The organism is Brevundimonas sp. GW821-FHT10E09 (genome assembly GCF_058809375.1).
In genome coordinates, this window is record NZ_JBXASO010000003.1 from 173,369 (window position 1) to 197,935 (window position 24,567).

General features: G+C 67.3%; 24 protein-coding genes. 9 read left to right on the plus strand and 15 right to left on the minus strand.

Going from position 1 to position 24,567, the window contains the following annotated elements; translation table 11 throughout:
• Nucleotides 1–3 precede the first annotated feature (3 nt).
• The 4 genes from AC1RSI_RS04225 to AC1RSI_RS04240 are packed head-to-tail and all read right to left on the minus strand — an operon-like array spanning nucleotide 4 to nucleotide 2,609.
• A complete protein-coding gene (locus AC1RSI_RS04225) occupies nucleotides 4–303 on the minus strand; it encodes a hypothetical protein (protein ID WP_008260357.1) in 300 nt (99 codons plus the stop codon).
• Between the two features lie 25 nt (nucleotides 304–328).
• Nucleotides 329–643 carry a hypothetical protein gene (locus AC1RSI_RS04230; RefSeq protein ID WP_008259400.1) on the minus strand — a complete coding sequence of 105 codons (315 nt, stop codon included), beginning with the start codon at nucleotides 641–643 and terminating at the stop codon, nucleotides 329–331.
• Between the two features lie 11 nt (nucleotides 644–654).
• On the minus strand, nucleotides 655–1,113 hold the full coding sequence (locus AC1RSI_RS04235; protein ID WP_035308464.1) for a DNA polymerase III subunit chi: 459 nt from the start codon (nucleotides 1,111–1,113) through the stop codon (nucleotides 655–657).
• Nucleotides 1,114–1,133: 20 nt separating this feature from the next.
• Nucleotides 1,134–2,609, minus strand: a complete 1,476-nt coding sequence (locus AC1RSI_RS04240) for a leucyl aminopeptidase (RefSeq protein ID WP_154725400.1) — start codon at nucleotides 2,607–2,609, stop codon at nucleotides 1,134–1,136.
• A gap of 144 nt (nucleotides 2,610–2,753) precedes the next feature.
• On the opposite strand from AC1RSI_RS04240, the gene AC1RSI_RS04245 reads away from it, so the two are divergent.
• The 7 genes from AC1RSI_RS04245 to AC1RSI_RS04275 all read left to right on the plus strand — a co-directional run bounded on the left by AC1RSI_RS04245 (nucleotide 2,754) and on the right by AC1RSI_RS04275 (nucleotide 11,854).
• Entirely contained in the window at nucleotides 2,754–3,890 is a 1,137-nt protein-coding gene (locus AC1RSI_RS04245; protein WP_035308460.1) for an LptF/LptG family permease, read from the plus strand.
• Nucleotides 3,887–5,023, plus strand: a complete 1,137-nt coding sequence (gene lptG, locus AC1RSI_RS04250; protein WP_052005010.1) for an LPS export ABC transporter permease LptG — start codon at nucleotides 3,887–3,889, stop codon at nucleotides 5,021–5,023. The genes AC1RSI_RS04245 and lptG overlap by 4 nt, the downstream gene beginning before the upstream one ends.
• Before the next feature lie 33 nt (nucleotides 5,024–5,056).
• Entirely contained in the window at nucleotides 5,057–7,489 is a 2,433-nt protein-coding gene (locus tag AC1RSI_RS04255; protein WP_447941501.1) for an LPS-assembly protein LptD, read from the plus strand.
• Between the two features lie 72 nt (nucleotides 7,490–7,561).
• Nucleotides 7,562–8,917 (plus strand): peptidylprolyl isomerase, encoded by a 1,356-nt coding sequence (locus AC1RSI_RS04260; RefSeq protein ID WP_230307514.1) that lies wholly within the window; start codon nucleotides 7,562–7,564, stop codon nucleotides 8,915–8,917.
• Nucleotides 8,914–9,909: a 4-hydroxythreonine-4-phosphate dehydrogenase PdxA gene (gene pdxA / locus AC1RSI_RS04265; RefSeq protein WP_008264061.1), complete on the plus strand. Its 996-nt coding sequence runs from the start codon at nucleotides 8,914–8,916 to the stop codon at nucleotides 9,907–9,909. Before AC1RSI_RS04260 ends, pdxA begins: the two co-directional genes overlap by 4 nt.
• Before the next feature lie 8 nt (nucleotides 9,910–9,917).
• Nucleotides 9,918–10,727, plus strand: coding sequence for a 16S rRNA (adenine(1518)-N(6)/adenine(1519)-N(6))-dimethyltransferase RsmA (rsmA, locus tag AC1RSI_RS04270; RefSeq protein WP_008262691.1), 810 nt, complete (start codon nucleotides 9,918–9,920; stop codon nucleotides 10,725–10,727).
• On the plus strand, nucleotides 10,724–11,854 hold the full coding sequence (locus tag AC1RSI_RS04275; RefSeq protein WP_035308454.1) for a pyridoxal phosphate-dependent aminotransferase: 1,131 nt from the start codon (nucleotides 10,724–10,726) through the stop codon (nucleotides 11,852–11,854). Before rsmA ends, AC1RSI_RS04275 begins: the two co-directional genes overlap by 4 nt.
• A 265-nt stretch (nucleotides 11,855–12,119) precedes the next feature.
• Here the strand turns inward: AC1RSI_RS04275 and gmk are convergent, their stop codons facing one another.
• The 9 genes from gmk to AC1RSI_RS04320 form a co-directional block, all read right to left on the minus strand.
• Nucleotides 12,120–12,761 (minus strand): guanylate kinase, encoded by a 642-nt coding sequence (gmk, locus tag AC1RSI_RS04280; protein WP_008262586.1) that lies wholly within the window; start codon nucleotides 12,759–12,761, stop codon nucleotides 12,120–12,122.
• Nucleotides 12,751–13,635, minus strand: a complete 885-nt coding sequence (locus AC1RSI_RS04285) for a YicC/YloC family endoribonuclease (RefSeq protein WP_035308452.1) — start codon at nucleotides 13,633–13,635, stop codon at nucleotides 12,751–12,753. Before AC1RSI_RS04285 ends, gmk begins: the two co-directional genes overlap by 11 nt.
• Nucleotides 13,632–14,792, minus strand: a complete 1,161-nt coding sequence (gene mltG, locus AC1RSI_RS04290; protein ID WP_008263944.1) for an endolytic transglycosylase MltG — start codon at nucleotides 14,790–14,792, stop codon at nucleotides 13,632–13,634. Before mltG ends, AC1RSI_RS04285 begins: the two co-directional genes overlap by 4 nt.
• 1 nt (nucleotide 14,793) lies before the next feature.
• Nucleotides 14,794–16,065 (minus strand): beta-ketoacyl-ACP synthase II, encoded by a 1,272-nt coding sequence (fabF, locus tag AC1RSI_RS04295; RefSeq protein WP_008261779.1) that lies wholly within the window; start codon nucleotides 16,063–16,065, stop codon nucleotides 14,794–14,796.
• A gap of 155 nt (nucleotides 16,066–16,220) precedes the next feature.
• On the minus strand, nucleotides 16,221–16,460 hold the full coding sequence (locus tag AC1RSI_RS04300; protein ID WP_008264317.1) for an acyl carrier protein: 240 nt from the start codon (nucleotides 16,458–16,460) through the stop codon (nucleotides 16,221–16,223).
• A 170-nt stretch (nucleotides 16,461–16,630) separates the two neighbouring features.
• Nucleotides 16,631–17,371, minus strand: coding sequence for a 3-oxoacyl-[acyl-carrier-protein] reductase (gene fabG, locus AC1RSI_RS04305; protein ID WP_035308603.1), 741 nt, complete (start codon nucleotides 17,369–17,371; stop codon nucleotides 16,631–16,633).
• Between the two features lie 142 nt (nucleotides 17,372–17,513).
• The gene (gene fabD, locus AC1RSI_RS04310) at nucleotides 17,514–18,473 is read right to left on the minus strand and encodes an ACP S-malonyltransferase (RefSeq protein ID WP_035308606.1); all 960 of its coding nucleotides are present in this window, start codon (nucleotides 18,471–18,473) and stop codon (nucleotides 17,514–17,516) included.
• Between the two features lie 83 nt (nucleotides 18,474–18,556).
• The gene (locus AC1RSI_RS04315; RefSeq protein ID WP_035308608.1) at nucleotides 18,557–19,882 is read right to left on the minus strand and encodes a cytochrome b/b6 domain-containing protein; all 1,326 of its coding nucleotides are present in this window, start codon (nucleotides 19,880–19,882) and stop codon (nucleotides 18,557–18,559) included.
• An 82-nt stretch (nucleotides 19,883–19,964) separates the two neighbouring features.
• Entirely contained in the window at nucleotides 19,965–20,663 is a 699-nt protein-coding gene (locus AC1RSI_RS04320) for a YceI family protein (RefSeq protein WP_154725401.1), read from the minus strand.
• Nucleotides 20,664–20,807: 144 nt separating this feature from the next.
• Here AC1RSI_RS04320 and AC1RSI_RS04325 point away from each other — a divergent pair, with 144 nt between their 5' ends.
• Complete coding sequence (locus tag AC1RSI_RS04325; RefSeq protein WP_154725402.1) at nucleotides 20,808–21,872, plus strand: PA0069 family radical SAM protein; 1,065 nt, start codon at nucleotides 20,808–20,810, stop codon at nucleotides 21,870–21,872.
• Here the strand turns inward: AC1RSI_RS04325 and AC1RSI_RS04330 are convergent.
• Nucleotides 21,869–22,279 carry a hypothetical protein gene (locus AC1RSI_RS04330; protein ID WP_035308614.1) on the minus strand — a complete coding sequence of 137 codons (411 nt, stop codon included), beginning with the start codon at nucleotides 22,277–22,279 and terminating at the stop codon, nucleotides 21,869–21,871. The two genes, AC1RSI_RS04325 and AC1RSI_RS04330, sit on opposite strands and share 4 nt — an antisense overlap.
• Nucleotides 22,280–22,288: 9 nt before the next feature.
• Nucleotides 22,289–23,533 carry a class I SAM-dependent RNA methyltransferase gene (locus tag AC1RSI_RS04335; protein WP_154725403.1) on the minus strand — a complete coding sequence of 415 codons (1,245 nt, stop codon included), beginning with the start codon at nucleotides 23,531–23,533 and terminating at the stop codon, nucleotides 22,289–22,291.
• A 245-nt stretch (nucleotides 23,534–23,778) separates the two neighbouring features.
• Between AC1RSI_RS04335 and AC1RSI_RS04340 the strand changes: the two genes are divergently transcribed.
• Entirely contained in the window at nucleotides 23,779–24,450 is a 672-nt protein-coding gene (locus tag AC1RSI_RS04340; RefSeq protein WP_154725404.1) for a glycine zipper 2TM domain-containing protein, read from the plus strand.
• Nucleotides 24,451–24,567: the final 117 nt, after the last annotated feature.

Here is a 24,567-nt window from a genome sequence, read left to right on the forward strand (position 1 = left end):
GCCTCAGCCGCACTTCACCTGCTGGATCACGCCCGACGCCTCGTCATAGACGAAGTTCACCCGGTTCTCGCGATAGTCCATGGTCGCGGCGCAGGTGGTGCACAGCACCCTGAAGCTCTGCCCTTGCGGCGCGGCGGGCAGCGTCGAACGATTGCGCCCGACATAGGCCTGGTAATCCTCGACCCTGCAGGCCTTGAAGGCGGTCTCGCCGCCCGGCGCTGGGGGCGTTGCGGGCGTTTGGGCGCAGGCCGACAGCGCAAGTCCGGCGGCCATCAGGGAACTCAGGATGAAGGCGGTCTTCATGGTCGTCTCCAGGGTCCGTCACGGCCTAGCCGCAGCGGACCTGTTCGATGATGCCGGTGTCGGCGTTGTAGAAGATGTTCAGCCGATAGGCCGAATAGTCCTGGCTGACAGGACAGGTGGTGCAGGTGACGCGGCGGTTCACCACATCCACCGGCACGGGAATCTCGGTCCGGGACTTGCCGACCAGATACTGCATTTCGCCGGCCTTGCAGATGTCGGTCGTCTGTCCGGTCGGCATACGGCTGCCGACCGGCGGGTTCAGCTGGGCGCGTTCGACCGTGCGGGGCGCCGGCTGGTCGGCGACGGGCGTCGAACAGGCCGCCAGCAGACCCAGTCCCACGAACCCGGCGATCAGGCCGCCTTTTCCCAGCGCCCTTCGTCCGTCTGACGCCAATAGGCCAGATTGGCGCCCTGTTCTTTCAGCGTCTTCCAGCGCCCGCGCGCGTGTTGCAGCGCCGGCTCGTCCCGACCGTCGAAAATGATGAAGCATCGTTCAAACCCTTCCGTCACGCCCAGTTCTGCGTCGTCGACGATGAACAGCGCCTGAGCGCCGTTCAGGTTCTCTCCCGATTCGCTCAGCAGCACAGGCTGGCGATCCGCATGGGGCTGATCGGCCCGGCCATGCGGCAGGAAACTCTCATCATGAAAACTCCACAGCCGCTCATCGACATCGTCCAGCCGATGGGCGTGCGCCGACTTGATCAGGGCGCGCCAGCCCCGCTCGAGGGTCTTCTCGAGCAGGGTCGGCAGCACCTGGTCCAGCGTGGAACGCTCCAGATGGTAGAACCAGATTTCGGGCTTGCCGCTCATCCGGCTCTACCGTCCGGAACTCAGGCTTCGTAGGCGTCGGCCACCATGCGATCCAGCGTGCGCACGGCGAAGCCGACGCCGCCTTCCGGCACGGTGGGGCTGGGGCTCTTGTTGGCCCAGGCGGTCGGGGCGATGTCCAGGTGCGCCCACGGCACGCCGTTGGTGAAGCGCTGCAGGAACAGGGCGGCGGTGATCGAACCGCCGGCGCGGCCGTTGCCGGTGTTCTTCACATCGGCGATCTTCGAGTCGATGTGCTGTTCATAGATGTCGGGGATCGGCATCCGCCAGAAATTCTCGCCCACCTTCTTCGACGCCGCCAGGATCGGATCGGCCACCGCGTCCGAGTTGGAGAAGACGCCGGCGTAATCCAGGCCCAGGGCCACGATCATGGCGCCCGTCAGGGTGGCCAGGTCGATCATGAATTTCGGCTTGAAACGCTGCTGCGTGTACCAGAGGGCGTCGGCCAGGACGAGGCGGCCCTCGGCGTCGGTGTTGATCACCTCGACCGTCTGACCCGACATCGACACGACCACGTCGCCCGGACGCTGGGCGTCGCCGTCCGGCATGTTCTCGACCAGACCCAGCACGCCGACGGCGTTGACCTTGGCCTTGCGGCCGGCCAGGGCGATCATGGTTCCGGTCACGGCGGCCGCGCCGCCCATGTCCCACTTCATGTCTTCCATGCCGTCGGCCGGCTTGATCGAGATGCCGCCGGTGTCGAAGCAGACGCCCTTGCCGACGAAGGCGATCGGCTGGCCGCCGGCCTCGCCGCCGTTCCACTTCATGACCGCCAACTGGCTTTCGCGACGGCTGCCCTGGCCGACGCCCAGAAGGGTGCGCATGCCCAGCGTCTCCATCTCGGCCTCGCCGAGGATTTCGACCTCAAGACCCAGGCTTTCCAGCGCCTTGACGCGTTTGGCGAACTCGGCCGGGTACAGGACGTTGGCGGGTTCGGACACCAGGTCGCGGGCGAAGATCACGCCGTCGGCGACGGCCGAGAGGGGCTCCAGCGCGGCCTCGGCGGCGCGCAGGTCCGACGTCACGACGCGGATCGCGGTGATCGACGGGATCTTGTCGGGCTTCTGGGTGGTCCGGTACTTGTCGAACCGATAGGCGGCCAGACGGGCGGCGAAGCCAACGCGGGCCGCCTGTTCCGGCGTCAGGCCCGAGGCGTCGATGGTCAGAACCTCGGCGCCCGACAGTTTCACCGCCGCATAGGCGGCGCCGCCGAAGGCCTCGACCGCCAGGTCGTCCAGCTTGTCCGCAGCCCCGGCGCCGACCAGCAACACGCAATCGGCGTTCACACCCGACGGCGCGGCGATGCTCAGCGTCTGTCCAGACTTGCCGACGAAACGGCTCTTGGACATGGCTCTAGTCAGGGCGCCGTTGGCCTTGGCGTCCAGTTCCGGGCCTGAACCGGCAAGCGTGCGGTCCTCATGAACCGGCACGGCGAGAATTTCAGCGGCGTCCACGGCAGCGACGAACTCGATCTTCATACAGTGACTCCAGCCAGGCCCCACCCGGCGTTTACAACGGAAGAAAAAGACAAACGGCGCGTCTGCTTGTCGCGGACGCGCCCTCCTGTGCTACTAGATGCGCCTCATTATCGCCGCCTGCAACCGGGCGAAGTCCATCCGCCCATGACCCTGATTCAAAGATACCTTTTCCGCCAGATCTCGCTGCCCGTGGTTGCGGCCTGCGCTTCCTTGGCTGGAATCGGAATTCTGAGCCAAAGCCTCGACCAACTGGAAGTCATTGTCGAACGCGGCCAGAGCGTGTGGGTCATGGTGAAACTGACCCTGCTGGCCTTGCCCCAGCTGCTGGCGGTCATCCTGCCGATCGGTCTGTTCGTCGGCGCCCTCATCGCCCTGACCCGAATGCAGCGCGAGCAGGAACTGACGGCGGCCTTCGCCGGCGGAATGACGCGATGGCAGGTAATCTCGCCCGCGGCGCGACTGGCGTTCCTCGTGCTGATTCTGAATCTCGTGATGACCCTGTTCGCCCAGCCGTGGGCCCAGCGTGAAGCCCGCAACCAGGCTTTCGCCATTCGCACGGACCTGGCGGCCCTGCTGGTCGAGGAGGGCCAGTTCGTCCAGGGACCGGACGGCTTGACCGTCTATGTCCAGCAGATCGAACAGAACGGCCTTCTGAAAAACCTGTTCGTCTACCTCGATGACGGCAAGTCGACCCAGAACTGGAGCGCCGCCGAGGCGCGTTTCGGTCGTGACGCCGCCAATGAGCCGGTTCTCACCATGATCGACGGTTCCTGGCAGAAATATTCGTCGCGCGGCGTGCTCGAGACACTGTCCTTTGACAGATACGACTTCCCCCTGGGCCAGTTCTCCGGCGTGACCGAGCAGATTCGCTACAAGCCGGCCGACCTCTATCTTCGCCAGTTGTTGAACCCCTCGCCCCGCGTGCTGGAGACCGCCGGCTCGCGCGGCGAGCTGCTGGCCGAGGCCCACGCCCGCATCGCCGCCCCGCTCTACGCCCTTGTCGCCATGGCCATGGCCCTGGCCGCCATCATGGGCGGATCGTTCAGCCGCACCGGCTATTCGCTGCGGATCGCCAAGGCGGCGGGCGTCTTCCTGTTGGTCCGGGTGATCGGCTACGGACTGGTGGCCGCCAGCGCCTGGAACCCGTGGATGAACATCCTGCAGTATCTGGCGCCCCTGATCGTCGTCGCAGCGGCCGTGCGGCTGCTGTTCCGCGCCCTCAAGCCCCGCAAGCGCCGAAAGTCGCCGGTCATCGACCGGCTGCGCGCGAGATTCGCATGACCCTGGCCCTTCTCTCGCCTTCCCGATTGCGCCTGCCTCGGCTGGGGCGGATCGAACGCTATGTGCTGATCCAGCAGCTTCGTTCCCTGGGCGTGGCCCTGGCCGTGATCTCCGCCCTGGTCATGCTTATCGACTTCGTCGAGGTGTCGCGCGGCGTGGGTTCGGATCAGGACCTGTCCGCCCTGCGTATCCTGGGCCTCGTAGCCCTGAAGTCGCCGTCGGTGATCGTTCAGCTTCTGCCCTTCGTCTTCCTGTTCGGAACCTTGGCCGCCTATATCGGCCTGAATCGGCGCAGCGAACTGGTGGCCATGCGGGCGGCGGGCGTTTCGGCCTGGCGGTTCGTGCTGCCGGCTGCAGGCATGGCCTTGGTCCTGGGGGTTCTGACCGTGACCGTTCTGGGCCCGCTCGCTTCGGCCGGCGACGGCCTGTGGCAGCGCGAACGGGCGCGCATCTCCGGAACAGCCCCCGGCGCCAGTTCCAACGACGCCATCTGGCTGCGCGAGGGCGACGACCAGAGGCAGATGATCATTCGCGCCGGGCGGCAGGACCGCGCCAACGCCCGGCTGCTGGATGTCACCTTCTTCATCTACACGACCGATGCAGAGGGCAACCGGGACTTTTCGGAACGGATCGACGCCCGGTCCGCCGCTCTCAGCGCCGGCCGCTGGCGGTTGACCGATGCGGTGGGCGCCAGCATCGGCCAGCGCGCCGTGACCTATTCCAGCCTCGACCTCCTCTCCAGCCTGGCGGATGAAGAGGCCTTCGAGCGGTTCGCCCGCCCCCAATCGACGCCCTTCTGGTCATTGCCGAATCAGATCCAGCGAATCGAGGACGCCGGCTTCGCCTCCACCGCCTATCGCCTGCGCTTCCAGCAGCTGCTGGTCACCCCCCTGGTGTTTGCGGCCATGTCGATCCTGGCGGCGGCGTTTTCGTTGCGACTGATGCGTCTGGGCGACCTGGCGAAGATGAGCGTGGCGGCCGTTGTCCTGGGCTTCGCTTTCTTCTTCCTGAACCAGTTTTCGTCCGCCATGGGATCGGCCGAGGTGGTGCCCCCCTTCGTGGCGGCCTGGTTGCCGCCGATATTGACGGCGCTCGCCGCCTTCACCTTGCTGTTCTATACCGAAGACGGCTAAGCGAGCGCCTCGCTCAAGACAGACGGATGGTTCATGCAGGGTGATCGCGATCAGCGTTCGAAGGCCTTCCGGGCGCGGCTTCTGGCCGGCGCGGCCCTGTTCGTCTGCGTCCCCTTCGCCGGTGTCGCCGCAGCGCAGACGACGCCCGCCTCGGACGGCCTGCCTCAAGGCGCCGTCTATGTCGACGCCGTCAGCACCAGCCGCACCGGCGATCTAATCACCGCCGAAAGCAACGGCGGCGACCGGGTCTATCTGCGCGCAGACGGCAATGTGCTGCGTGGCGACAACCTCGCCTATGACCTGTCCAGCGGCGCCGCCTCGGCCAGCGGGCGCGTCGAAGCCGTGTCGGCGGATGGGACCATCGTCTACGCCAGCCATCTGGAAACCGATCGCGACCTGAAGGCGGCCATAGCGGTCGATTTCGCGACACGGTTCGAGAACGGCGCCAGTCTGATGGCGGCGACGGCGGTGCGGCGCAGCGAAAACGTCAATGAACTGAACTACGCCATTTTCACCCCCTGCCCGATCTGTGATGCAAACGGTCCCAAACGGCCCAGCATCTCGATCCAGGCGGAAAAGGTGGTCCAGGACGAAGCCCTGCGCGCCGTCATCTATCGCAACGCCATCTTCCGGGTCGGCGGCGTCCCGGTCTTCTACACCCCGTTTTTCGCCCACCCCGACCCTACGGTGAAACGGGCGTCTGGCCTGCTGGTGCCGATCATCAACTATGATGAAGGCCGGGGCGTCTCGATCGAGGCTCCCTATCTTCACGTCGTGTCGCCGTCCGAGGACTGGCTCATCAGTCCGCAGATCAACACGCGCGTCGCGCCGCTGCTGAACCTGCAATGGCGCCGCCGGTTCGTGAACGCTTCGATCTTTGCGCGCGGCGGCTACACCTACGAACGCAATTTCGGCGATTTCGACCTGAACGGCGACGGCGCCTATGAAAGCAACGTCCGTTTCGGCGACAAGGAACACCGCAGCTATCTGCTGTCCCACGGCGAATACGATCCTGACGGCCCCTGGCGTTTCGGCTTCACGGCGGAGCGCACGTCCGACAAGACCCTGTTCGACCGGTATGACGTGCGCAACACCTATCAGGACAACGGGCTGTATTACGGTGACCGTCGTCGGCTGATCAGCCAGATCTACGCCGAGCGTCAGACCGAGCAATCCTATGTTTCGGTCGCCGCCTTCTCCATTCAGAGCCTGCGGCTGGACCCCGCGTTCGAGGCCAACGACTTCCGCGACGCCTCCGGCTTCAAGGTGTTCGAGGAGGACGACGACCTGCCCCTGGTCGCGCCGCTGATCGATGCGCGCTGGGAACCCGCAGGCTACGTCTTCGGCGGTCGACTGCGGCTGAAGGGATCGGCGGTTTCGCTGTACCGCGATAATTTCGTCGGCACGCCGATCCTGAACCCTGACATCGTGCCGGCGGTGACGACGGGCTTGTCCGGCGTGGATAGCCGGCGAGTGACCGCCCAGGCGGAATGGCGTCGAACCTTCATCACTGGCCTGGGTCTGCGGGTTGAGCCGTTTGTCGACGCGAGGGTCGATCTCTACTCCCTGTCCGATCTGCCGCCGATGATGGGGGGCGACAGCGACGAGTCGCTCAGCCGCACACGCTTCAGCGCCGGGGTCGATGTCAGCTATCCGTTGATCAAACGCACCCAGCGCGCGGACATCATCCTCGAGCCGGTCGTACAGGTTTCGGTTTCCAACAAGACCGACATAGATCCCCGCATCCCGAACGAGGATTCGCAGGTCATCGAGTTGGACGAGTCATCGTTGTTCCGCATGGATCGCTTCTCCGGATACGATCTGGTCGAGGGCGGATCGCGGGTCACGGCCGGCGGTCGTGCGACGGTTCGCTGGTCCGAAGGACGTAGCGCCAGCCTGTTCATCGGCCGAAGCTATCGCGCCGATGACGAAGACGCCTTCCGCACCACGGTGCCGGACAGCACGACCGGCGCGCTTTACGATCCGACCGGTCTTGCGTCCTCGGCGTCGGACTGGGTGGTGCAGGGCAATTTCTCTCCTTCCGACCGAATTCGCAGCTGGGGTCACGCCACCATTGACGGGTCCGGCGACATTCGTCGCGCCGAGGCCGCAGTGGACGGCCGCTGGGGACGCCGAAATCTCGCGTCCGTCAGCTATATCGTCGATCGATCCAATCCCTTGTCCGGCGATCAGAATCGAAACTACGAATTCGTCCAGCTTTCGGGACAACAGTTCGTCTATGGCGACTGGGGCGTCGCCGTCACGGGCATCGCCGATCTCGAACGGAACGTCATCACCCGTCAGGAGGTCGGCGTGCTGTTCGACGACGACTGTTTCCGCGTCGAGTTCGGATATCGCCGCGACAATACACGGGTGCGGGCCAGCGGACCGTCGGATGGCGTCTATATACGCCTAAACCTCGCCACTTTCGGAGGTTCAGGTTATGGACAGGGTGAAATGCGTTGAGCATGACGCTTTACGGGGCGCGACCGTCTGCCGACCTGGCAAACGGACCGCTGTGAGGAATCAGGACGACCAATGGGTTTGATGCGTTATTCGACGGGGGCTGCGCTCGCGGCGGTCCTCCTCGCCGGTTCGGCTCATGGTCAGACGGCGTCCGCTCCGGCCGCTCCGCAGGCGTCCGCCGCCGGAGCGCCGAATCCTGCGGCCGGCGACGGTCCCGCAACGGCTCGCCCCGCCCCCCAGTTCGAGATGGCCGACGGCATCGTCGCCACGGTGAACGACAAGATCATCACGGGATTCGATCTGCGTCAGCAGATGCTGATGCTGATCGCCTCGTCGCAGGTCCAGCCGACCGAGCAGAACCTGCCGGCGATCCAGCAGGCCGCCCTCAACCGGCTGATTGAGCAGCGCCTGAAGGCGCAGGAGATCACCAAGTTCGAAAGCCTGAAAGTCACCGACCAGGAGATCGACGAGGAAATCGCCCAGATGGCGCGCCAGGCCGGCGTCACCCCCGCCGCCTATATGGAGTTCCTTCAGCAGGGCGGCATCCAGCCGAACGCCTTCCGCGAGAGCCTGCGCACCGAGATCGGCTGGGGACAGCTGGTGCCCGGTCGCTTCAACAGCCGCGCGCGTCCAAGCACGCTTCAAGTCGATCAGGAAGTCCGTCGTCTCAATGACGCGGCCGCCCAGCCCCAGTATCTGATCGGCGAAATCTATATCGAGGCAGCCCGAGTCGGCGGTCAGGAAGCCGCCATGAACGGCGCCCGCCAACTGGTGCAGCAGATCATCCAGGGCGCGCCCTTCCAGGCCGTCGCCCAACAGTTCTCATCGGCGCCTTCGGCTTCGGCCCGGGTGCCCGGCGACGCCGGCTGGGTGGTCAAGGGCACGGTCCAGCCCGCGCTTCAGACCATCTTCGACCAACTCCAGCCCGGCCAGCTGTCGAACCCGATCGCCGTCGATGGCGGGGTGTACATCATCTATATGCGCGACAAGCGCGACGGCGCGGCGACCAGCCTGGTCTCTCTGCGGCAACTGATGGTCGAACTGCCCGAGACGGCGTCGGAAGCCGATCTGGCCGCCGCGACCCGCACTCTGGAAGGCCTGCGTCAGGGACTGAACTGCGACAACATCCTGTCCCAGGCGCGCGCGACCCAGGGCGTGATCGGAGCGGACCTCGGCGAATCAGATGTCGCCAACCTCGCGCCCCAGTTCCAGCAGTTCGCCCGCACCGGCGAGATCGGCTCGGTCTCCACGCCGATCCGCACCCCGCTGGGCCTGCACCTGGTCGCCGTCTGCGGTCGCCGGGTCGGGGGCCCCGAGGCTCCGAACCGTCAACAGGTCGAGGGTCGTCTGCGTTCCCAGAACCTGGCCGTGCTCGAGCGCCGCTATCTGCGCGACCTGCGTAGCGACGCCCTCATCGAGTTCAAATGACCCGGCCTCTGGTCCTGACGCTGGGCGAACCCGCCGGCGTCGGGCCGGAGATCGTGGCCGCCGCCTGGAACGCCCTGAAGACCGAGCCGCCGGCCTTCGCCGTCATCGGCGACGCGGACCTGCTCCGCGCTCAGGGCGTGCTGGTGGTCGAAATCAACACCCCCGCCGATGCGCTGCAGCCTTTCGGGCGCGCCCTGCCGGTGATCCATCGCCCCTTGCCGGCCGCGGTCGAGGTCGGCCGTCCCGATCCGGCCAATGCGCCGGCCGTCGCCGACGGCATCGAAGAAGCGGTCAGTTTCGTCCTGTCCGGCGAGGCGTCGGGCCTTGTGACCGCGCCGATCGCCAAGGCCCCGATGTACGCCTCGGGTTTCCGCTTTCCGGGCCATACGGAATTCATCGCCGAACTGACTGCGGACGCCCCCTATCCAGGCACGCGGGGGCCGGTGATGATGCTGACCGCCAAGGATCTGCGGGCCTGCCTGGTCACCATCCACGTCGCCCTGGGACAGGTCGCAGAACTGATCACCGCAGACCGCGTGGCCCGCACCGCCCGCGTGGTTCACGAAAGCCTGAAGCGCGACTTCGCCATCGCCCGTCCGCGCCTGGCCATGGCCGCCCTGAACCCTCACGCCGGCGAAGGCGGCGCTCTGGGTGTGGAGGAGATCGAGACCCTGCGCCCGGTGGCTGCGCAGCTGCGGGCCGAGGGAATCGACATCACCGACCCCAGGCCCGCCGACACCCTGTTCCACGACGAGGCGCGGGCCGGCTATGACGCCGCCCTGTGCATGTATCACGATCAGGCCCTGATCCCGGTCAAGACCCTGGACTTCTGGGGGGGAGTGAACGTCTCCCTGGGCCTGCCGATCATCCGCACTTCGCCCGATCACGGCACCGGTTTCGACATCGCCGGCCAGGGGATCGCCCGCGCCGACAGCCTGATCGCCGCCGTCCGACTGGCTTCGGAGATGGCGGCGGCGCGCGCCGCGCGCTAACAGGGCCTGTGACCGACCTTCCTTCCCTCCGCGAAACCCTCGACGCCCACGGCCTGCTGGCCAAGAAGAGCTTCGGCCAGCATTTCCTGCTGGACCTCAATGTGACGCGCAAGATCGTGCGCCTCGCCGGCCCGTTCGAGGGCCGCGCCGTGATCGAGGTCGGCCCCGGCCCCGGCGGCCTGACCCGCGCCCTGCTGGAATCCGACGCCGGCCCCGTGGTCCTGGTGGAAAAGGACCCGCGCTTCATCCCCCTTCTGTCCGAACTGGACGACGGCTCCGGCCGTCTGACCATCGTCGAGGCCGATGCGCTGAAGGTGAAGGAGGCGGACCTGGTCTCCGGCCCCGCCCACATGGTCTCCAACCTGCCCTACAACGTCGGCACGGCCCTGCTGATCAAATGGCTGACCGGTCCCTGGCTGCCCCACAGCCTGACCCTGATGTTCCAGAAGGAGGTCGCCGAGCGTGTGGCCGCAGGGCCCGGCGACGACGCCTATGGCCGGCTGGCGGTCATTTCCCAGGCCGTCTGCACCGCCCGCATCGTCATGCACCTGCCCGCCGCCGCCTTCACCCCGCCGCCCAAGGTGGCCTCGGCCGTGGTCCATCTGGTCCCGCTGGACGAGCGCCCGTCGCCTGAACGCCTGAAGAAGCTGGAACGCGTCACCGCCGCCGCCTTCGGCCAGCGCCGCAAGATGCTGCGCTCCAGCCTGAAACAACTGGGCGGCGCCGAGCTATGCGAGGCCGCCGGCATCGAGCCGGACGTGCGGGCTGAAACCGTGGACGTCGCGGGCTTCCTGCGACTTGCGGATGCGCTGGCATGACCGTCGAACCCTTCCGCGCCATCACCATCAGCCGTTTGGCGCACCAGTTGAAAGCCGAAGGCCGGTCGATCATCCATATGGAGTTCGGCCAGCCCTCGACCGGCGCGCCCGCCGCGGCCATCGCCCGCGCGCATCAGGTGCTGGACGCCGACGCCATGGGCTATTGGGAAAGCCCCGACCTGCGCGCCCGGATCACGCGCCTGTACGACGAGCGTTATGGCGTCACGGTCGATCCCGACCGCATCCTGCTGACCTGCGGCGCCTCCCCCGCCCTCGTCCTGGCGCTCAGCACCCGCTTCAGGCCGGGCGACCGCATCGCTTTGGCCCGCCCCGGCTATGTCGCCTATCGCAACACCCTGCGCGCCCTGCACCTTGAACCAGTCGAGATCGCCTGCGGCCCCGAGACCCGTTTCCAGCTGACCGCCGCTCAACTGGAAGCCCTGGATCCGGCCCCCGCCGGCGTCATCATCGCCAGCCCCGCCAATCCGACCGGCACCGTCATCCCCGACGCCGAACTCGCCGCCATCGCCGAGGTCTGTCGTGCGCGCGACATCGCCATCGTCTCGGACGAGATCTACCACGGCCTGTCCTATGTCGGCCCGACGCCGTCGATGCTGCAGTTCGCGCCCGACGCCATGGTGATCAACAGCTTCTCCAAATACTGGAGCATGGCCGGCTGGCGCCTGGGCTGGCTGCTGGTTCCCGAGACCCTGATCGACGCCGCCCGCGCCTATATCGGCAACATGTTCCTGACCCCGCCCAGCCTCAGCCAACACGCCGGCCTGGTCGCCATGGACGCGATCGACGAGCTTGAGGGCCATATCCAGACCTACGCCCGCAACCGCGACCTGATGCTGGCGGCCCTGCCGGCCCTCGGTCTGAAGAAGATCGCGCCGCCCGACGGCGCCTTCTACATCTGGGCCGACATCGGCCATCTGACGGACGACAGCGTGGCCTTCTGCGAACAACTGTTGCGCGATACCGGCGTGGCCACCGCGCCCGGCGTCGATTTCGATCCCGTCGACGGCCATCGCTTCATCCGCATCAGCTTCGCCGTTTCCACGCCCGAGGTCGAGACGGCCCTGGCGCGACTCACGCCCTGGTTCGCTGCGCGCACGCCGCTCTGATCGCATCCGCAAAACATCGACTTGGCAATCGTGGGGCGTACCTAAGCAATCGCCCCTAGATAGAAATTTACCCTCTGGAACTCCTGTTGTGGAATAAAGGGTGCAGTTGAGCAGCGCCGAAGTCGACGTCGCGTAGGACGCCCCCGCCTGGCGTGATGTCGGCGCCGCTTCTCAGCCGAAGACGACACCGCGGCGGCACTGTTCCCCCTCCGCCGGCCGCGGTGTCGTTGTTCTTTCCAGGTCGATTGCCCGGATCGGGTTCTTCTCAGACCGGCTCGCGCAGCAGGGCGGCCTTGTAGTCGCCCACCCACAGATTGCGGAAACGACGCGACCGTTCGGCATGATAGATGTGCGCCAGCTCAGCGTAAGACCGGTCGAAATCCTCGTTGACGATCACATAGTCAAAGGCGTCGCAGTGTTCGATCTCGCCCTTGGCGTTGGCGACGCGGCGCTCGATGACGTCGTCCGAATCCTGCGACCGGGTGATCAGGCGACGGCGCAGTTCTTCCAGGCTGGGCGGCAGGATGAACACCCGCACCGCATCCTCGGGGCATTTCTCGGCCACGTCCCGCGCGCCCTGCCAGTCGATGTCGAACAGCACGTCACGACCCTCGGCCAGGGCGCGGTCCACGGGGCCGCGCGGGCTGCCGTACAGATTGCCGTGCACATCGGCCCATTCCAGGAAGGCGTCGGCGTCGATCAGCTTCTGGAACCGCTCACGATCGACGAAATTATAGTCGCGCCCATCGACCTCGCCCGGCCGGATGCCGCGGGTCGTCATCGACACGGACAGCTCCAGCCCGCCGTGATCCGCCATCAACCGGCGGCACAGCGACGTCTTGCCCGCGCCCGACGGGCTGGCGACGATCAGGAGGACGCCCCGGCGGGGCGTGCGTTCATTCGACATTCTGGACCTGTTCACGCAACTGTTCGATGACGGCCTTCAGTTCGAGGCCGATTCCGGTGAGCGCGGTCGTAGCCGATTTCGAGCAGAGCGTGTTGGCCTCACGCATGAATTCCTGCATCAGAAAGTCCAGTTTCCGCCCGGCGGGCGCCGAGACCAGCAGTTGGCGCGCCGCATCGATATGGGCCGTCAGCCGATCCAGCTCCTCGCGTACATCCGCCTTGGTCGCCAGGGCCGCCGCTTCAAGGAAGATTCGGTCTTCCAGACCCGGCGCATCAGGGGCCAGTTCGGCCATGCGGCGGCTGAACCGATCACGGATGGCGACGACCTGGGCCTGGGCTTCGCCTTCCGCCTGGGCAACCAGGGCCGCGATTCGGCGGATAAATTCTTCCAGCACCGGCGTCAGCTGCACGCCTTCGCCCTCGCGGGACGTCTTAAGAGCGTCCAGCGCCGCTTCGACCGTTCCGGCCATGGCGGCTTCCAGAATGGCGCGGGCCTCGGGATCGTCCACCTCTTCCGGCGCCTCGATCACCCCGCGCAAGGCCAGAAGGCCATCAGCCGACGGCGGGGTCGCTCCGTCCTCGGCCAGCTCATTGGCCAGGGTCAGATAGCGGGCCAGGACCGCCGCATTGATAGTGACAGCCGCCTCGCCGGTCTCGACCCGTTTGGCCTGAACGCCGATGGTGACCTGGCCACGCGCCAGACGCGCCTGGGCCGCCGCCTTGGCGGCGCGTTCCAGACCATCGAACCCATTGGGGCCGCGGAACCGGACCTCCAGATTGCGGCCGTTGACCGAGCGGGCCTCGACAGACCAGGTCCAGCCTTCGCCCGCCCCGTCCGCCCGGCCGAAGCCGGTCATGCCGGACAGCCGGCTCATTGCGCGCCCCGCGAGGCGCCGACGGGAAGGGTCAGGGTCGCTTGCCCGGACGTCTGAGGCGCCGGTTCGACCGGTTCCGCCATGGGGACAGCGCTGGTTCCCGGCGCGACCGGCGCCGGCGCCTCGGGCGGCAATCCGACCTTCTGGCGCTCGATCTGACGCCAGCGGGAGACATTGCGCAGATGCTCCTCATAGGTGGAGGCGAAGGCGTGACCGCCCGATCCGTCGGCGACGAAGAACAGGGCCTGTTCAGCCGGCGGATTCAGCACGGCCTGCAGCGCCTCCTTGCCCGGATTGGCGATGGGCGTCGGCGGCAGACCATCGATCTGATAGGTGTTCCAGGGCGTCTGACGGTCCAGCTCCGACCGACGGATGCCCCGCCCCAGCGGACGACCCTGGGTGACGCCATAGACGATGGTCGGATCGCTCTCCAGCCGCATCCCCTGACGCAGCCGGTTGGAAAATACCGCCGCCACCCGCGGACGTTCCGCCGCCAGGCCCGTCTCCTTTTCGACGATGGAGGCCAGGATCACCGCCTCTTCGGGGTTTCGCACCACGGTTCCCGGCCCGCGTTGCGCCCACAGAAGTCGAAGATTCTCGCTGGCGGCCCGCTGCATCCGGTCGATCACCGACTGGCGCGTATCGCCGCGTGCGATCTCATAGGTGTCGGGCCACAGGCTGCCTTCCTCCGGCAGGACCTCGACCGTGCCGGTCAGCACCGGCTCCTTGTTCAGGATGTCGAGCGCCTGGGCCGAGGACCAGCCTTCCGGCAGGGTCACGAAATGGCGCACCACCCGGCCATCGACCAACAGTTTGAGCACTCCGCCCAGCGACGTGCCCGACGGCACCTCGTATTCACCGGCGCGCAGCTTGCGGTCCGCCCCGGTGAAGGTCGCCGCCGCCTTGAACAGGTCGGTCGATCGGATGACCCCCGCCGCCTTCAGCTGTGCGGCGATGGCGGAGACGCCCGACCCGCTGGCCAGGGTCACGACCGTGCGGTCTCCCTGACGGGCGCCAGGCCCCGGGCCGTAGTAGACGCCCCAGACAATCGCCAGGGCGGCGATCAGGAACAGGCTGAACGTCGCCGAGGCGGTCAGCAACGTCACCGTCAGACCCGAACCGCCCCGCACCCTTTCAACCCGCCCCCGTCCGAACATGTCAGTCGACCTTCTTGAAGATCACCGAGGCGTTTGTGCCCCCGAAGCCGAAACTGTTGGACATGGCGACATCGATCTTCATCGGCCTGGCCTTGTTCGGGACCAGGTCGATCGGCGTCTCCATCTCCGGATCATCCAGATTGATCGTCGGCGGCGCCACCTGGTCCCGGATGGCCAGGACACAGAAGGCCGCTTCTATGGCCCCGGCGGCGCCCAGCAGGTGGCCGGTCATCGACTTGGTGGAACTGACGGCCAGATTCTGGGCGTGATCGCCGACCAGACCCTCGATCCCCTTCAGCTCGATCCAGTCCGCCATGGTCGAGGTGCCGTGGGCGTTGACATAGTCGAGGTCCGAGGGCTGCATTCCGGCCCGCTTCAGCGCCATCTTCATGGCCCGCACCCCGCCCTCGCCGTCCTCGGACGGGGCGGTGATGTGGTGGGCGTCGCCGCTCATGCCGTAGCCCACGACCTCGGCGTAGATCTTGGCCCCGCGCGCCTTGGCGTGTTCGTATTCCTCCAGCACCAGGATCCCGGCGCCCTCGCCCATGATGAAGCCGGCGTGGCCCCGGTCATAGGGACGAGACGCCTTGTCCGGCGTGTCGTTATAGGCGGTGCACAGAGCCTTGCAGGCCAGGAAGCCGGCGATGCCCAGCGGCACGACCGAGCTCTCCGCCCCGCCGGCCACCATCACGTCGGCGTCGTCCAGGGCGATCATCCGGGCCGCATCGCCGATGGCGTGGGCGCCGGTGGCGCAGGCCGTCACGACCGCATGGTTCGGTCCCTTCAGGCCGTGGCGGATCGAGATCTGCCCGCCGGCCAGATTGATCAGAGCGCTGGGGATGAAGAAGGGGCTGACGCGGCGCACCCCCTGTTCCTTCAGCACGATGGCCGTCTCGGCGATGGCGCCCAGGCCGCCGATGCCGGAGCCGACCATGACCCCGGTGCGTTCCTTGTCCTCGTCGGTCTCTGGCTTCCAGTCCGCGTCGGCCAGGGCCTCGTCCGCCGCCGCAATGGCGTACAGGATGAAGTCGTCGACTCGCTTGCGGTCCTTGACCGACATGATCTTCTCGGGGTCGAAGTCGCCTTCGCCGCCGCCGCCGCGCCCATCCACGCTCGGCACTTCGCCGGCGATGGTGCAGCCATAGCCTGTGGTGTCGAAGGCGGTGATCGGGCGGATGCCCGACCGTCCCTCGACGATGCCCTTCCAGCTCTTCTCGACACCCCAACCCAGGGGGGTCAGCAGACCGATGCCCGTAACGACGACGCGGCGCATGGTGCGTGCTCCTAAAATTCTCCAGTCCGAACCCGGAGAATCACTTCGGATTCGCATGGGTCAGAAACAGTAAAGGCCGCCGGGCGTCTCCGCTAGGAGCGCCGGGCGGCCCTGTGAACCGTCGGCCCTATCGGGCCGCCAGTCGGGGGCTGAAATCAGCCGGCCGACTTTTCGTCGATGAACTTGACCGCATCGCCGACCGTCTGGATGTGCTCGGCGGCGTCATCCGGGATCTCGATGTCGAATTCTTCTTCGAAGGCCATCACCAGCTCGACGTTGTCGAGCGAGTCGGCGCCCAGGTCGTCGATGAAGCTGGCTTTTTCCGTGACCTTGTCCGGATCGGCGTCCAGGTGGTCGATGACGATCTTGCGAACGCGCTCGAGGGTGTCGGACATGAGTGTCTCTCTGCCTGTTTGAAATCGCCGTAGAGGCGGGGGTAGCTTGTAAATCGCCGTCTCACGGCAGCGAAGGCGACGCAAGCCCGAAAGCCCGAACCGCCGTTGCGTTCTGCCCTTTAGCACAGGCTTTCGGGCAAGAAATAGTCTGTTGAATTTCGTGATCGCGATCAGATCATCGCCATGCCGCCGTTCACATGCAGGGTCTGGCCCGTGACATAGGCCGCTTCGTTCGACGAAAGATAGACGGCGGCGGCCGCGATCTCGTCGCCGGTGCCCAGCCGACCAGCCGGAATCCGGGCCAGAATGGTCTCACGCTGCTGCTCGTTCAGCACATCGGTCATCGGCGAGGCGATGAAGCCCGGCGCGATGCAGTTGACCGTAATGCCGCGCGACCCGACCTCTTGGGCCAGCGACTTGGAAAACCCGATCATCCCGGCCTTGGACGCGGAATAGTTGGTCTGGCCCGGATTTCCGGTGACGCCCACGACCGAGGTCACGCCGATGATTCGGCCCGAACGCCGCTTCATCATCCCCTTCACCGCCGCGCGGGTCAGGCGGAAATAGCTCTCCAGATTGATCTGGATGACCGACTGGAAGTCCTCGTCCTTCATCCGCATCAGCAGGCCGTCCTTGGTGATGCCCGCATTGGCCACCAGGATGTCCAGGGCTGAGCCCGCCGCCGTCTCGGCCGCGTTCACCAGATTGTCGACCGACTCGGGGTCCGACAGGTTCGCCGTGGCGAAATGCGCTCGTTCGCCCAGTTCCTTGGCCAGGTCCGCCAGCACCGCCTCGCGCGTGCCCGACAGCACCACGGTCGCGCCCTGGGCGTGCAGCGCCCGCGCCACCGCCCCGCCGATCCCGCCCGTCGCGCCGGTCACCAGCGCGGTCTTGCCTGCAAGATTGAACATTCAAATCCTCCGCTCATCCCGGCGAAAGCCGGGACCCAGTGCTTTCACGCGCAGGATGGCCGGGATCACCGTTCCTGCGCAAACCCAAACGCTCATCGCCCAAAGATCTGGGTCCCGGCTTTCGCCGGGATGAGCGGCGAAATTACAGAGCCTTCGCGAAGGCTTCCAACTCTTCCGGCGTGTTCAGCGGCAGGCATTCTGCGTCCGGCGCAATCCGCTTGGCCATGCCGGTCAGCACCTTGCCCGAGCCGATCTCGACGAAGCGCGTCACGCCGCCCCCGTCTTGCGAATCTGGGGTCGCCATCCACTCCATGCTCTCGCGCCAGCGCACACGGCCGGTCACCTGCTCCACCAGCAGGCGGCGGATGACCTCAGGATCGCTTTCCGGCCGCGCCAGCACATTGGCCACCACGGGCACGACCGGCGCCAAGATGGTCGCCGACGCCAGGGCCTGCGCCATCTCGTCCGCCGCCGGCTGCATCAGCGGGCAGTGGAAGGGCGCCGAGACGTTCAGCGGAATCGCCCGCGCCCCCAGTTCCTTGGCCTTCTCGATGGCCCGGTCCACGGCCGCCTTCTCGCCCGAGATGACGATGTTCCCGGCGTTGTTGTCATTGGCGACCACGCAGACGCCCAGTTCGGCGCCCGCCGCCGCCGCGGCCTCGGCCAGGGCCAGGTCGGTCTTGGGTCCGATCAGCGAGGCCATGGCCCCCTGCCCCACCGGAACCGCGCGCTGCATGGCTTGGCCGCGCAGCTTCAGCAGCCGCGCCGTGTCCGACAGCGAGATCGCCCCCGCCGCCGCCAGGGCCGAATATTCGCCCAGCGAGTGACCGGCCACATAGGCCGCCGTCGCGACGTCGAAGCCGAACTCGACCTTCAGCGCCCGGATCGCCGCCACGGAGACCGCCATCAGGGCGGGCTGAGCGTTCTCGGTCAGGGTCAGCTGGTCCTCGGGGCCTTCGCGCATCAGCACCGACAGCTTCTGACCCAGAGCCTCGTCCACCTCGGCGAAGACGTCGCGGGCGGAGGCGAAGGCGTCGGCCAGTTGCGCGCCCATGCCGACGGCCTGGCTGCCCTGTCCCGGAAACAGAAGTGCGAGGGTCATCGACCGCTCCCTGAATCATTGATCAAGGCGCGGACCCCTAAGGCCTGACTTCCCTCAGGGCAAGCGGCGGCGCATTCGGCGCCCTACTCCGCCCGTCGCGCCGTGACCTTGATCTGGACGCCGATCATCTTCGACACCCAGTCCCCGGTCGCGTCCGACTCCATGCCCATGTCCAGCGCCGTGCGGTCCAGCTCCAGCCGGCCGTCCACCGCGGCGACGCCGCCGGCTTCTCGGAAAGTGAAGGGCAGGACGACCGGCACGGTGGTCGTCCTGACCCGCAGCCTGCCCGTCGCCTCATAGCGGTCGCCGCCCAGGGCGCGGAAGCCCGTGGTCTCGAACCGGGCGGTCGGATACCGGCTCGGATCGAACCATTCGGCGCCTTGCAGCGAGCCCTCCTGCGTCGGGTCGCCGGTCCGGGCCGACGCCGTCTGCACCGTGATGACGGCCTTGGATCCCGCCAGATCCGTCGGATCGAACCAGACCTGGCCCTCCCAGCGTTCGAACCGCCCCTTGAAGGCCGCGCCCGCATGGGTTCCGCAGAAGGCGATGCTCGAGGCGGCGGAGTCGATGGTCCAGCCGGCGGCCGTCCCCGGCGTGACCGGCGCCTCCGCCGAGACCGGGCCTGACGCCGGCGCCGAGACCGGAGCGGGCGCCTCCGTCCGGGTCATCTCCAGACCGGGCATGGCGTAGGGCCGCGCCGCCACCGCGCCCGCAACGGCTACGACGGCGATCAGGGCCACGCCCACGCCCCGCTCGACCCAGGGGGAGGACGGCGCCGAAACCGACGGCTCGTGTCCCGCCTTCAGGCCAGGCTTGAGAAACGGGACCATGTGCGACAGCACGCCGTCGCGATCCACGAGCTGATGCTTCAGCGCCGCCCCGACATGCAGGGCGACCAGGATGACCGCGCCCCAGGCCATCGCCGCATGCGCCCCCATGGCCTGGAACGCCAGGGCCCGTTTCACGCCCGCCGCCAGTTCGGCCACGCCCGGCAGGTGCGGGATGGGAAACAGGCCGAACCAGCTGGTCGCCACCTCCAGCGCCCGGTCCTGCGACACGGCCCAGCCGGCCGAGACATACAGCCACCCCGTCAGCGGCAGGGCCAGCATCAGGGTGTAAAAGGCCACATGGGTCGTGTGGGCGGCGAAGGCCTCCCACCGCTTCATCCCGCGCGGCAGGGCCGGCCCCCGGTGCGTCAGCCGCCAGACGATCCGCACCACGGTCAGGGCCAGGATCAGGAAACCGATCGACTTGTGGATCTGAAACACCCGATAGGCCAGGGCCTGGCTGTCGGGCTGTTCGATGGCCGCAGTCATCCACCACCCCATCGGAATCATCGACAGGATGCAGACGGCGATTACCCAGTGCAGGGTGACGGCGACGGCGGAATAGCGATGGGCGGCGGTCATGAGCGGTCTTCGATCAGGCGAAAAATGAGCACGGCGGCGGAGCCTGCCTCCGCCGCCGTTTCGGTGGTCTCGGTGCGGACGATCAGTTCGCCGGCGCGGCCGGGGCGGCCTGCTGGATGAACTCGCCGTCGAAACGGATGGTCACCTCGTCGCCGACCGGGCCCACGGCCATGCCGAAGTCGCTGCGCTTGAAACGCCCCTCGGCGGCGAAACCGACGGCCGGGACCTGGGCGAACGGATGCCGTTCGATCTCGCCGTTGAAGGTCGCGTCCAGCGTCACCGGACGGGTCTGGCCCAGGAAGGTCAGGTCGCCCGTCACCTTGGCCGTGCGCGCCCCGGTCGGTTCGACCGAGGTCGAGACGAATTTGATCGTCGGGAAGGCCTTGGCGTTCAGGAACTTGGCGTTATTCGCCATGTCGTCGTTCCAGCTGTGGAAACCGGTTCCCGCGTGCGAGGCCTCGTAGTCGGCGGGATAGGCGGCGTCGACCGAGGTCGGATCGATGGTCGCCGTGATCCGGGAGTTCTCGAGATTGGCCGGATCCAGCGTCAGCGTCGCCTCAAGCTTGTCGAAACGGGCGGTGTAGTTCGAGATGGTGTTGTGCAGCACCGACCATTGCAGCGTCGCGTGGGTCGGATCCAGCGCATAGACGCCGGCGGGCGCCTTCAGCGCCACGGCGGCTTCGGCCTCGGCGGCAGGCGCCGTGACCGGCGCCTCGCCCGGACGGTTGCAGGCGGCCAGCAGGGCCAGAAGGGACAGGGCCGCCAGATGTCTGATCGTCATGCGAAACTCCTCGACTAAGGTTCGCCATTAGCGGCGCCATATCCATACAGCAACTGAAACTGTGTCTTATGTTTGGCTTGTTGCGAACGACATGCAGAACAAATGTTCTTGCTTTGTTCTCTTTTCTGATCCATCCTCCGTCTCATGAAATCCGCCAAGGGAAGAGGCGCGCGTTCGAATGCCACAGGCCGTTACGAGCCCGAACAGCATGAGTCGTTCGACGATGGCTGGACGAACGACGACGCCCAGGCCGCGCCGCTGCGCACCACTCTCACGCCCGAACACGCCCGCACCATCATCGCCCGGAACGACAGTCCCGACATCGGCTTCGACCGCTCCATCAACCCGTACAAGGGTTGCGAACATGGCTGTATCTACTGCTACGCCCGTCCGTCCCATGCCTGGATGGGCCTATCCCCGGGCCTGGATTTCGAGAGCCGGATCTTCTTCAAGCCCGAGGGCGCACGTCTGCTGGAACAGGCCTTCCTCGCCCCCCGATACCGGTGCAAGCGCATCCACATAGGCGGCAACACCGACCCCTATCAGCCGGTCGAACGCGAACTGAAATCGACCCGCTCGATCCTTGAGGTCATGCGGCGCTTCAACCACCCCTTCAGCATCATCACCAAGTCGGTGCTGATCGCGCGCGACGCCGATATTCTGGGGCCAATGGGTCAGGCCGGCCTGGCCTCGGCCTTCGTCTCCATCACCACCCTGGACCGGGGCCTGGCCCGCGCCATGGAGCCCCGCGCCTCGACCCCGGCCAAACGGCTGGAGGCGATCCGTCGCCTGGCCGACGCGGGCTGTCCGGTCGGCGTCGGATTCGCCCCGGTCATTCCCGGCCTGAACGACCACGAACTGGAATCCGTGCTTGAGGCGGCGGCCAAGGCCGGGGCCACGCGGGCCATGTATGTCACCCTGCGCCTGCCGCTGGAGATCAAGGATCTGTTTCGCGAATGGCTGGCCGACGCCCGCCCCGATCGCGCCGCCCGCGTCATGTCGCTGATCCGCCAGACCCGCGGGGGGAAGGACTATGACGCCGACTGGTCCCAGCGGATGAAAGGGACCGGCCCCGTCGCCGAACTGATCGGCGCCCGCTTCAAGGCCGCCGTCAAACGCTACGGCCTGGATACGCCGCTGCGACTGCTGGACGAAACCCAGTTCCGCGTCCCCGCCGACGCCCGGCCGCAGCTGGAGTTGTTCGGTTAATCGGCGTCCGCCGCCGAGGGATCGACGGCCCGCGTCACCAGATCGCGCCAGGTCGGGTCCGTGTCGTCGACCAGATCGACGTCCTCCATCAGGGCCACCGCCCCCTCCCCGTCCGGCAGGATCAGGCCCAGGATCTCCATCTCCTCGCCGTCCGGCCCCAGATGGCTCTCGGCCTGGACCGCGACCGCCGCCTGTTCGCCGTCCTCTTCCCACCAGATCACCGGCTGGGGCAGGTCCATGGCGATCGGGCGCGGATCGTCGGTCTCGCCCAGGGCGAAGACGGCCCGGCGCGCCTGGACATCGTCCAGCGTCGCCACCGCCCCGACAAAGGGCTTCAGCCGGCTCCAGTCGTCGGCGTCGAACCCGCCGCCGTCGTCTTCAAGCCCGTCCTGCAGATCGTCGTCCATATTCACGGCCTACCGCTTGAAAACACTGACCAGTTCGACATGGGCCGACCACAGGAACTGGTCCACCGGCGTGACCCGCTCCAACCGGAACCCGGCGTCGATCAGCACCCGCGCATCCCGCGCAAAGGTCTGCGGATTGCACGACACCCCGACCACCACCCCGGCCTTGGTCCCGGCGATCTGGGCCGTCTGGTCGATGGCCCCGGCGCGCGGCGGGTCGAACACGATGGCCTCGCACCCCTTCAGGTCATAGGGTGTCAGGGGCCGCCGGAACAGGTCGCGCGCCTCCGCCGTGATCGCCTTCATCCCCTTGGCCGACCCCACGCCCGCCTTCAGCGCCTCGATCCCCGCCTTGGACGCATCGGCCGCGATCACCGGCGCCACGGTCGCCAGCGGGAAGGTGAAGGTCCCGGCGCCGCAGAACAGGTCGGCGATCTTCCTGGCCCCCTTCACCGCCGCCACGGCCCGCTCCACCATGGCCGCCTCGGCCTGGGGTACGGCTTGCAGGAAGCCCCCCGCCGGCAGGGGCACGGTGGCGGGGCCGAAGCCGATCTTCGGCTGGCGCGCCATCACCAGGGTGTCGCCGGCCAGACTCAGCCGCGCCAGATCGGCCCGGTGCGCCGCCGCTATGGCCCGCATCTGGGCGTCGGCCGACAGCCCCCCGCCCGAGCGCCGCTCCACCCCCGTCACATCCACGTCCAGCCCCGACAGGGTCCAGGTCACGTGCAGGGTCGGCGCCGACTTGGGATGCTCCAGAAAGGCCGCCGCCACCTCGGTCAGGGCCGGGATGGCGCGGATGATCCGGGGATCGGCCACCGGGCATTCCCGCACCTCGACCAGCCGCCACGACCGCCGCGCCTTGAAGCCCAGCACCACCCGGCCGTCCTGGGTCCGGCGCGCGTGCAGGGCTGCGCGCCGCCGCGTCCCGGCCGGGCTCGCCACCGTCGCCTCGACCTCGGTCTCGATTCCCTCGCGCGCCAGGGCCAGCCGGACCTGCTCGCGCTTCCACTCCAGATAAGGCCTGTCCGCCCAGTGTTGCAGCGAGCACCCGCCGCAGTCGCCGTACTGGGGCGACACCGGCGCGATCCGGTCCGGACTGGGGGTCACGATCTCGACCTGCTCCAGCCGCCCGTCCACGACCTCGCCCCGCACCGTCTCCCCCGGAAGGGTCAGGCCGGCGAAGACCGGCCCCTGCGGCGTCTCGGCGACGCCGTCGCCCTGTCCGCCGACGCGGCTGATCGTAAAGGTCTGCATCGCCGGGCTTCTAGCCCCGCCGCCCCGCCGCGCCAAGCCACGGCCAACGAACACGGCCTCAAGTAGCGCCAAGCGCGATAGGCCAACAAAGATGTCGCGAAGCGCGATAGGCCAACAAACATGAACGAAAATGAACGGATCGCTCAAAAGCCGTTCAGCTTCACTCCCCTAAACCCCAATGCAACAGACAGCCGGTCCACCCGTTCAGCCCTCGTCACTGAACGTCCGACCATAAGGGGTTGAAGATGCGTCTTTCCACCAAGTCCCTCGCCGCCGTCGCGGCCTTCACCCTCGGCGCCGTCGCCGCGCCCATGGCCGCCTCGGCCCAGAGTTACGGCTACAGCCAGAACTACGGCACTGGCGCCTACGCTCCCTCTTACGCCTACGGCAATGGCTACCAGCAACGGCAATACGACCCCTGCGCCCGTGAGCGTCAGGGCCGCACGGGCGCCGGAGCCGTCGTCGGCGGCGGCGCTGGCGCGGTCATCGGTTCGCAGCTGGCCGCGCGCGGCCGCCGTACCGAGGGCAGCATCCTGGGCGGGGTTCTGGGCGCCGTGATCGGGTCTCAGGTCGGCCGCTCCAGCTCCGACGCCTGCCGCTCGTACCAGAGCAGCTACGGTCAGCAGGGCTACTACAACCAGAACGGCTATGCCCAGAACGGCTACAGCCAGCCGAGCTATTACGACAACCGCTACAGCGGCGATCAGGGCTATCGCTACGACGATTATGACCGTCGCGGCGACTATGTCCAGGATCGCGGCTACTACGACGACCGGTCGCGCCCGGTCGATTCCTATCAGAATTCAGATGGATGCCGTCTGGCCGAAAGCCAGATCCGTCTGCCCGATGGTCGCACGGACACCCGTTACGTCCGCACCTGCCCCGACCAGTACGGCCGCTATCGCGTCGTCGATTAATTCTCAGCCCCCCTGTCGATCGACGACGTGACGGAAGCCGCCGGAGGAGAAATCCTCCGGCGGCTTCTTATTTTTAAGGGGGCTATCGGCCTTCGGCCTGCTTGAGCCCGTCTCCTC

Excerpts from the sequence above, each read along its gene's own strand:
- AC1RSI_RS04275 (WP_035308454.1), top strand. The coding sequence starts at position 10,724 with ATGACCGTCGAACCCTTCCGCGCCATCACCATCAGCCGTTTGGCGCAC.
- gmk (WP_008262586.1), bottom strand. The coding sequence starts at position 12,761 with ATGTCGAATGAACGCACGCCCCGCCGGGGCGTCCTCCTGATCGTCGCC.
- AC1RSI_RS04260 (WP_230307514.1), top strand. The coding sequence starts at position 7,562 with ATGGGTTTGATGCGTTATTCGACGGGGGCTGCGCTCGCGGCGGTCCTC.
- AC1RSI_RS04225 (WP_008260357.1), bottom strand. The coding sequence starts at position 303 with ATGAAGACCGCCTTCATCCTGAGTTCCCTGATGGCCGCCGGACTTGCG.
- fabF (WP_008261779.1), bottom strand. The coding sequence starts at position 16,065 with ATGCGCCGCGTCGTCGTTACGGGCATCGGTCTGCTGACCCCCCTGGGT.
- AC1RSI_RS04335 (WP_154725403.1), bottom strand. The coding sequence starts at position 23,533 with ATGCAGACCTTTACGATCAGCCGCGTCGGCGGACAGGGCGACGGCGTC.
- fabD (WP_035308606.1), bottom strand. The coding sequence starts at position 18,473 with ATGACCCTCGCACTTCTGTTTCCGGGACAGGGCAGCCAGGCCGTCGGC.
- AC1RSI_RS04340 (WP_154725404.1), top strand. The coding sequence starts at position 23,779 with ATGCGTCTTTCCACCAAGTCCCTCGCCGCCGTCGCGGCCTTCACCCTC.
- pdxA (WP_008264061.1), top strand. The coding sequence starts at position 8,914 with ATGACCCGGCCTCTGGTCCTGACGCTGGGCGAACCCGCCGGCGTCGGG.
- AC1RSI_RS04285 (WP_035308452.1), bottom strand. The coding sequence starts at position 13,635 with ATGAGCCGGCTGTCCGGCATGACCGGCTTCGGCCGGGCGGACGGGGCG.
- mltG (WP_008263944.1), bottom strand. The coding sequence starts at position 14,792 with ATGTTCGGACGGGGGCGGGTTGAAAGGGTGCGGGGCGGTTCGGGTCTG.
- fabG (WP_035308603.1), bottom strand. The coding sequence starts at position 17,371 with ATGTTCAATCTTGCAGGCAAGACCGCGCTGGTGACCGGCGCGACGGGC.
- AC1RSI_RS04330 (WP_035308614.1), bottom strand. The coding sequence starts at position 22,279 with ATGGACGACGATCTGCAGGACGGGCTTGAAGACGACGGCGGCGGGTTC.
- AC1RSI_RS04315 (WP_035308608.1), bottom strand. The coding sequence starts at position 19,882 with ATGACCGCCGCCCATCGCTATTCCGCCGTCGCCGTCACCCTGCACTGG.
- lptG (WP_052005010.1), top strand. The coding sequence starts at position 3,887 with ATGACCCTGGCCCTTCTCTCGCCTTCCCGATTGCGCCTGCCTCGGCTG.
- AC1RSI_RS04245 (WP_035308460.1), top strand. The coding sequence starts at position 2,754 with ATGACCCTGATTCAAAGATACCTTTTCCGCCAGATCTCGCTGCCCGTG.
- AC1RSI_RS04320 (WP_154725401.1), bottom strand. The coding sequence starts at position 20,663 with ATGACGATCAGACATCTGGCGGCCCTGTCCCTTCTGGCCCTGCTGGCC.
- AC1RSI_RS04300 (WP_008264317.1), bottom strand. The coding sequence starts at position 16,460 with ATGTCCGACACCCTCGAGCGCGTTCGCAAGATCGTCATCGACCACCTG.
- AC1RSI_RS04325 (WP_154725402.1), top strand. The coding sequence starts at position 20,808 with ATGAAATCCGCCAAGGGAAGAGGCGCGCGTTCGAATGCCACAGGCCGT.
- AC1RSI_RS04240 (WP_154725400.1), bottom strand. The coding sequence starts at position 2,609 with ATGAAGATCGAGTTCGTCGCTGCCGTGGACGCCGCTGAAATTCTCGCC.
- AC1RSI_RS04235 (WP_035308464.1), bottom strand. The coding sequence starts at position 1,113 with ATGAGCGGCAAGCCCGAAATCTGGTTCTACCATCTGGAGCGTTCCACG.
- AC1RSI_RS04255 (WP_447941501.1), top strand. The coding sequence starts at position 5,057 with ATGCAGGGTGATCGCGATCAGCGTTCGAAGGCCTTCCGGGCGCGGCTT.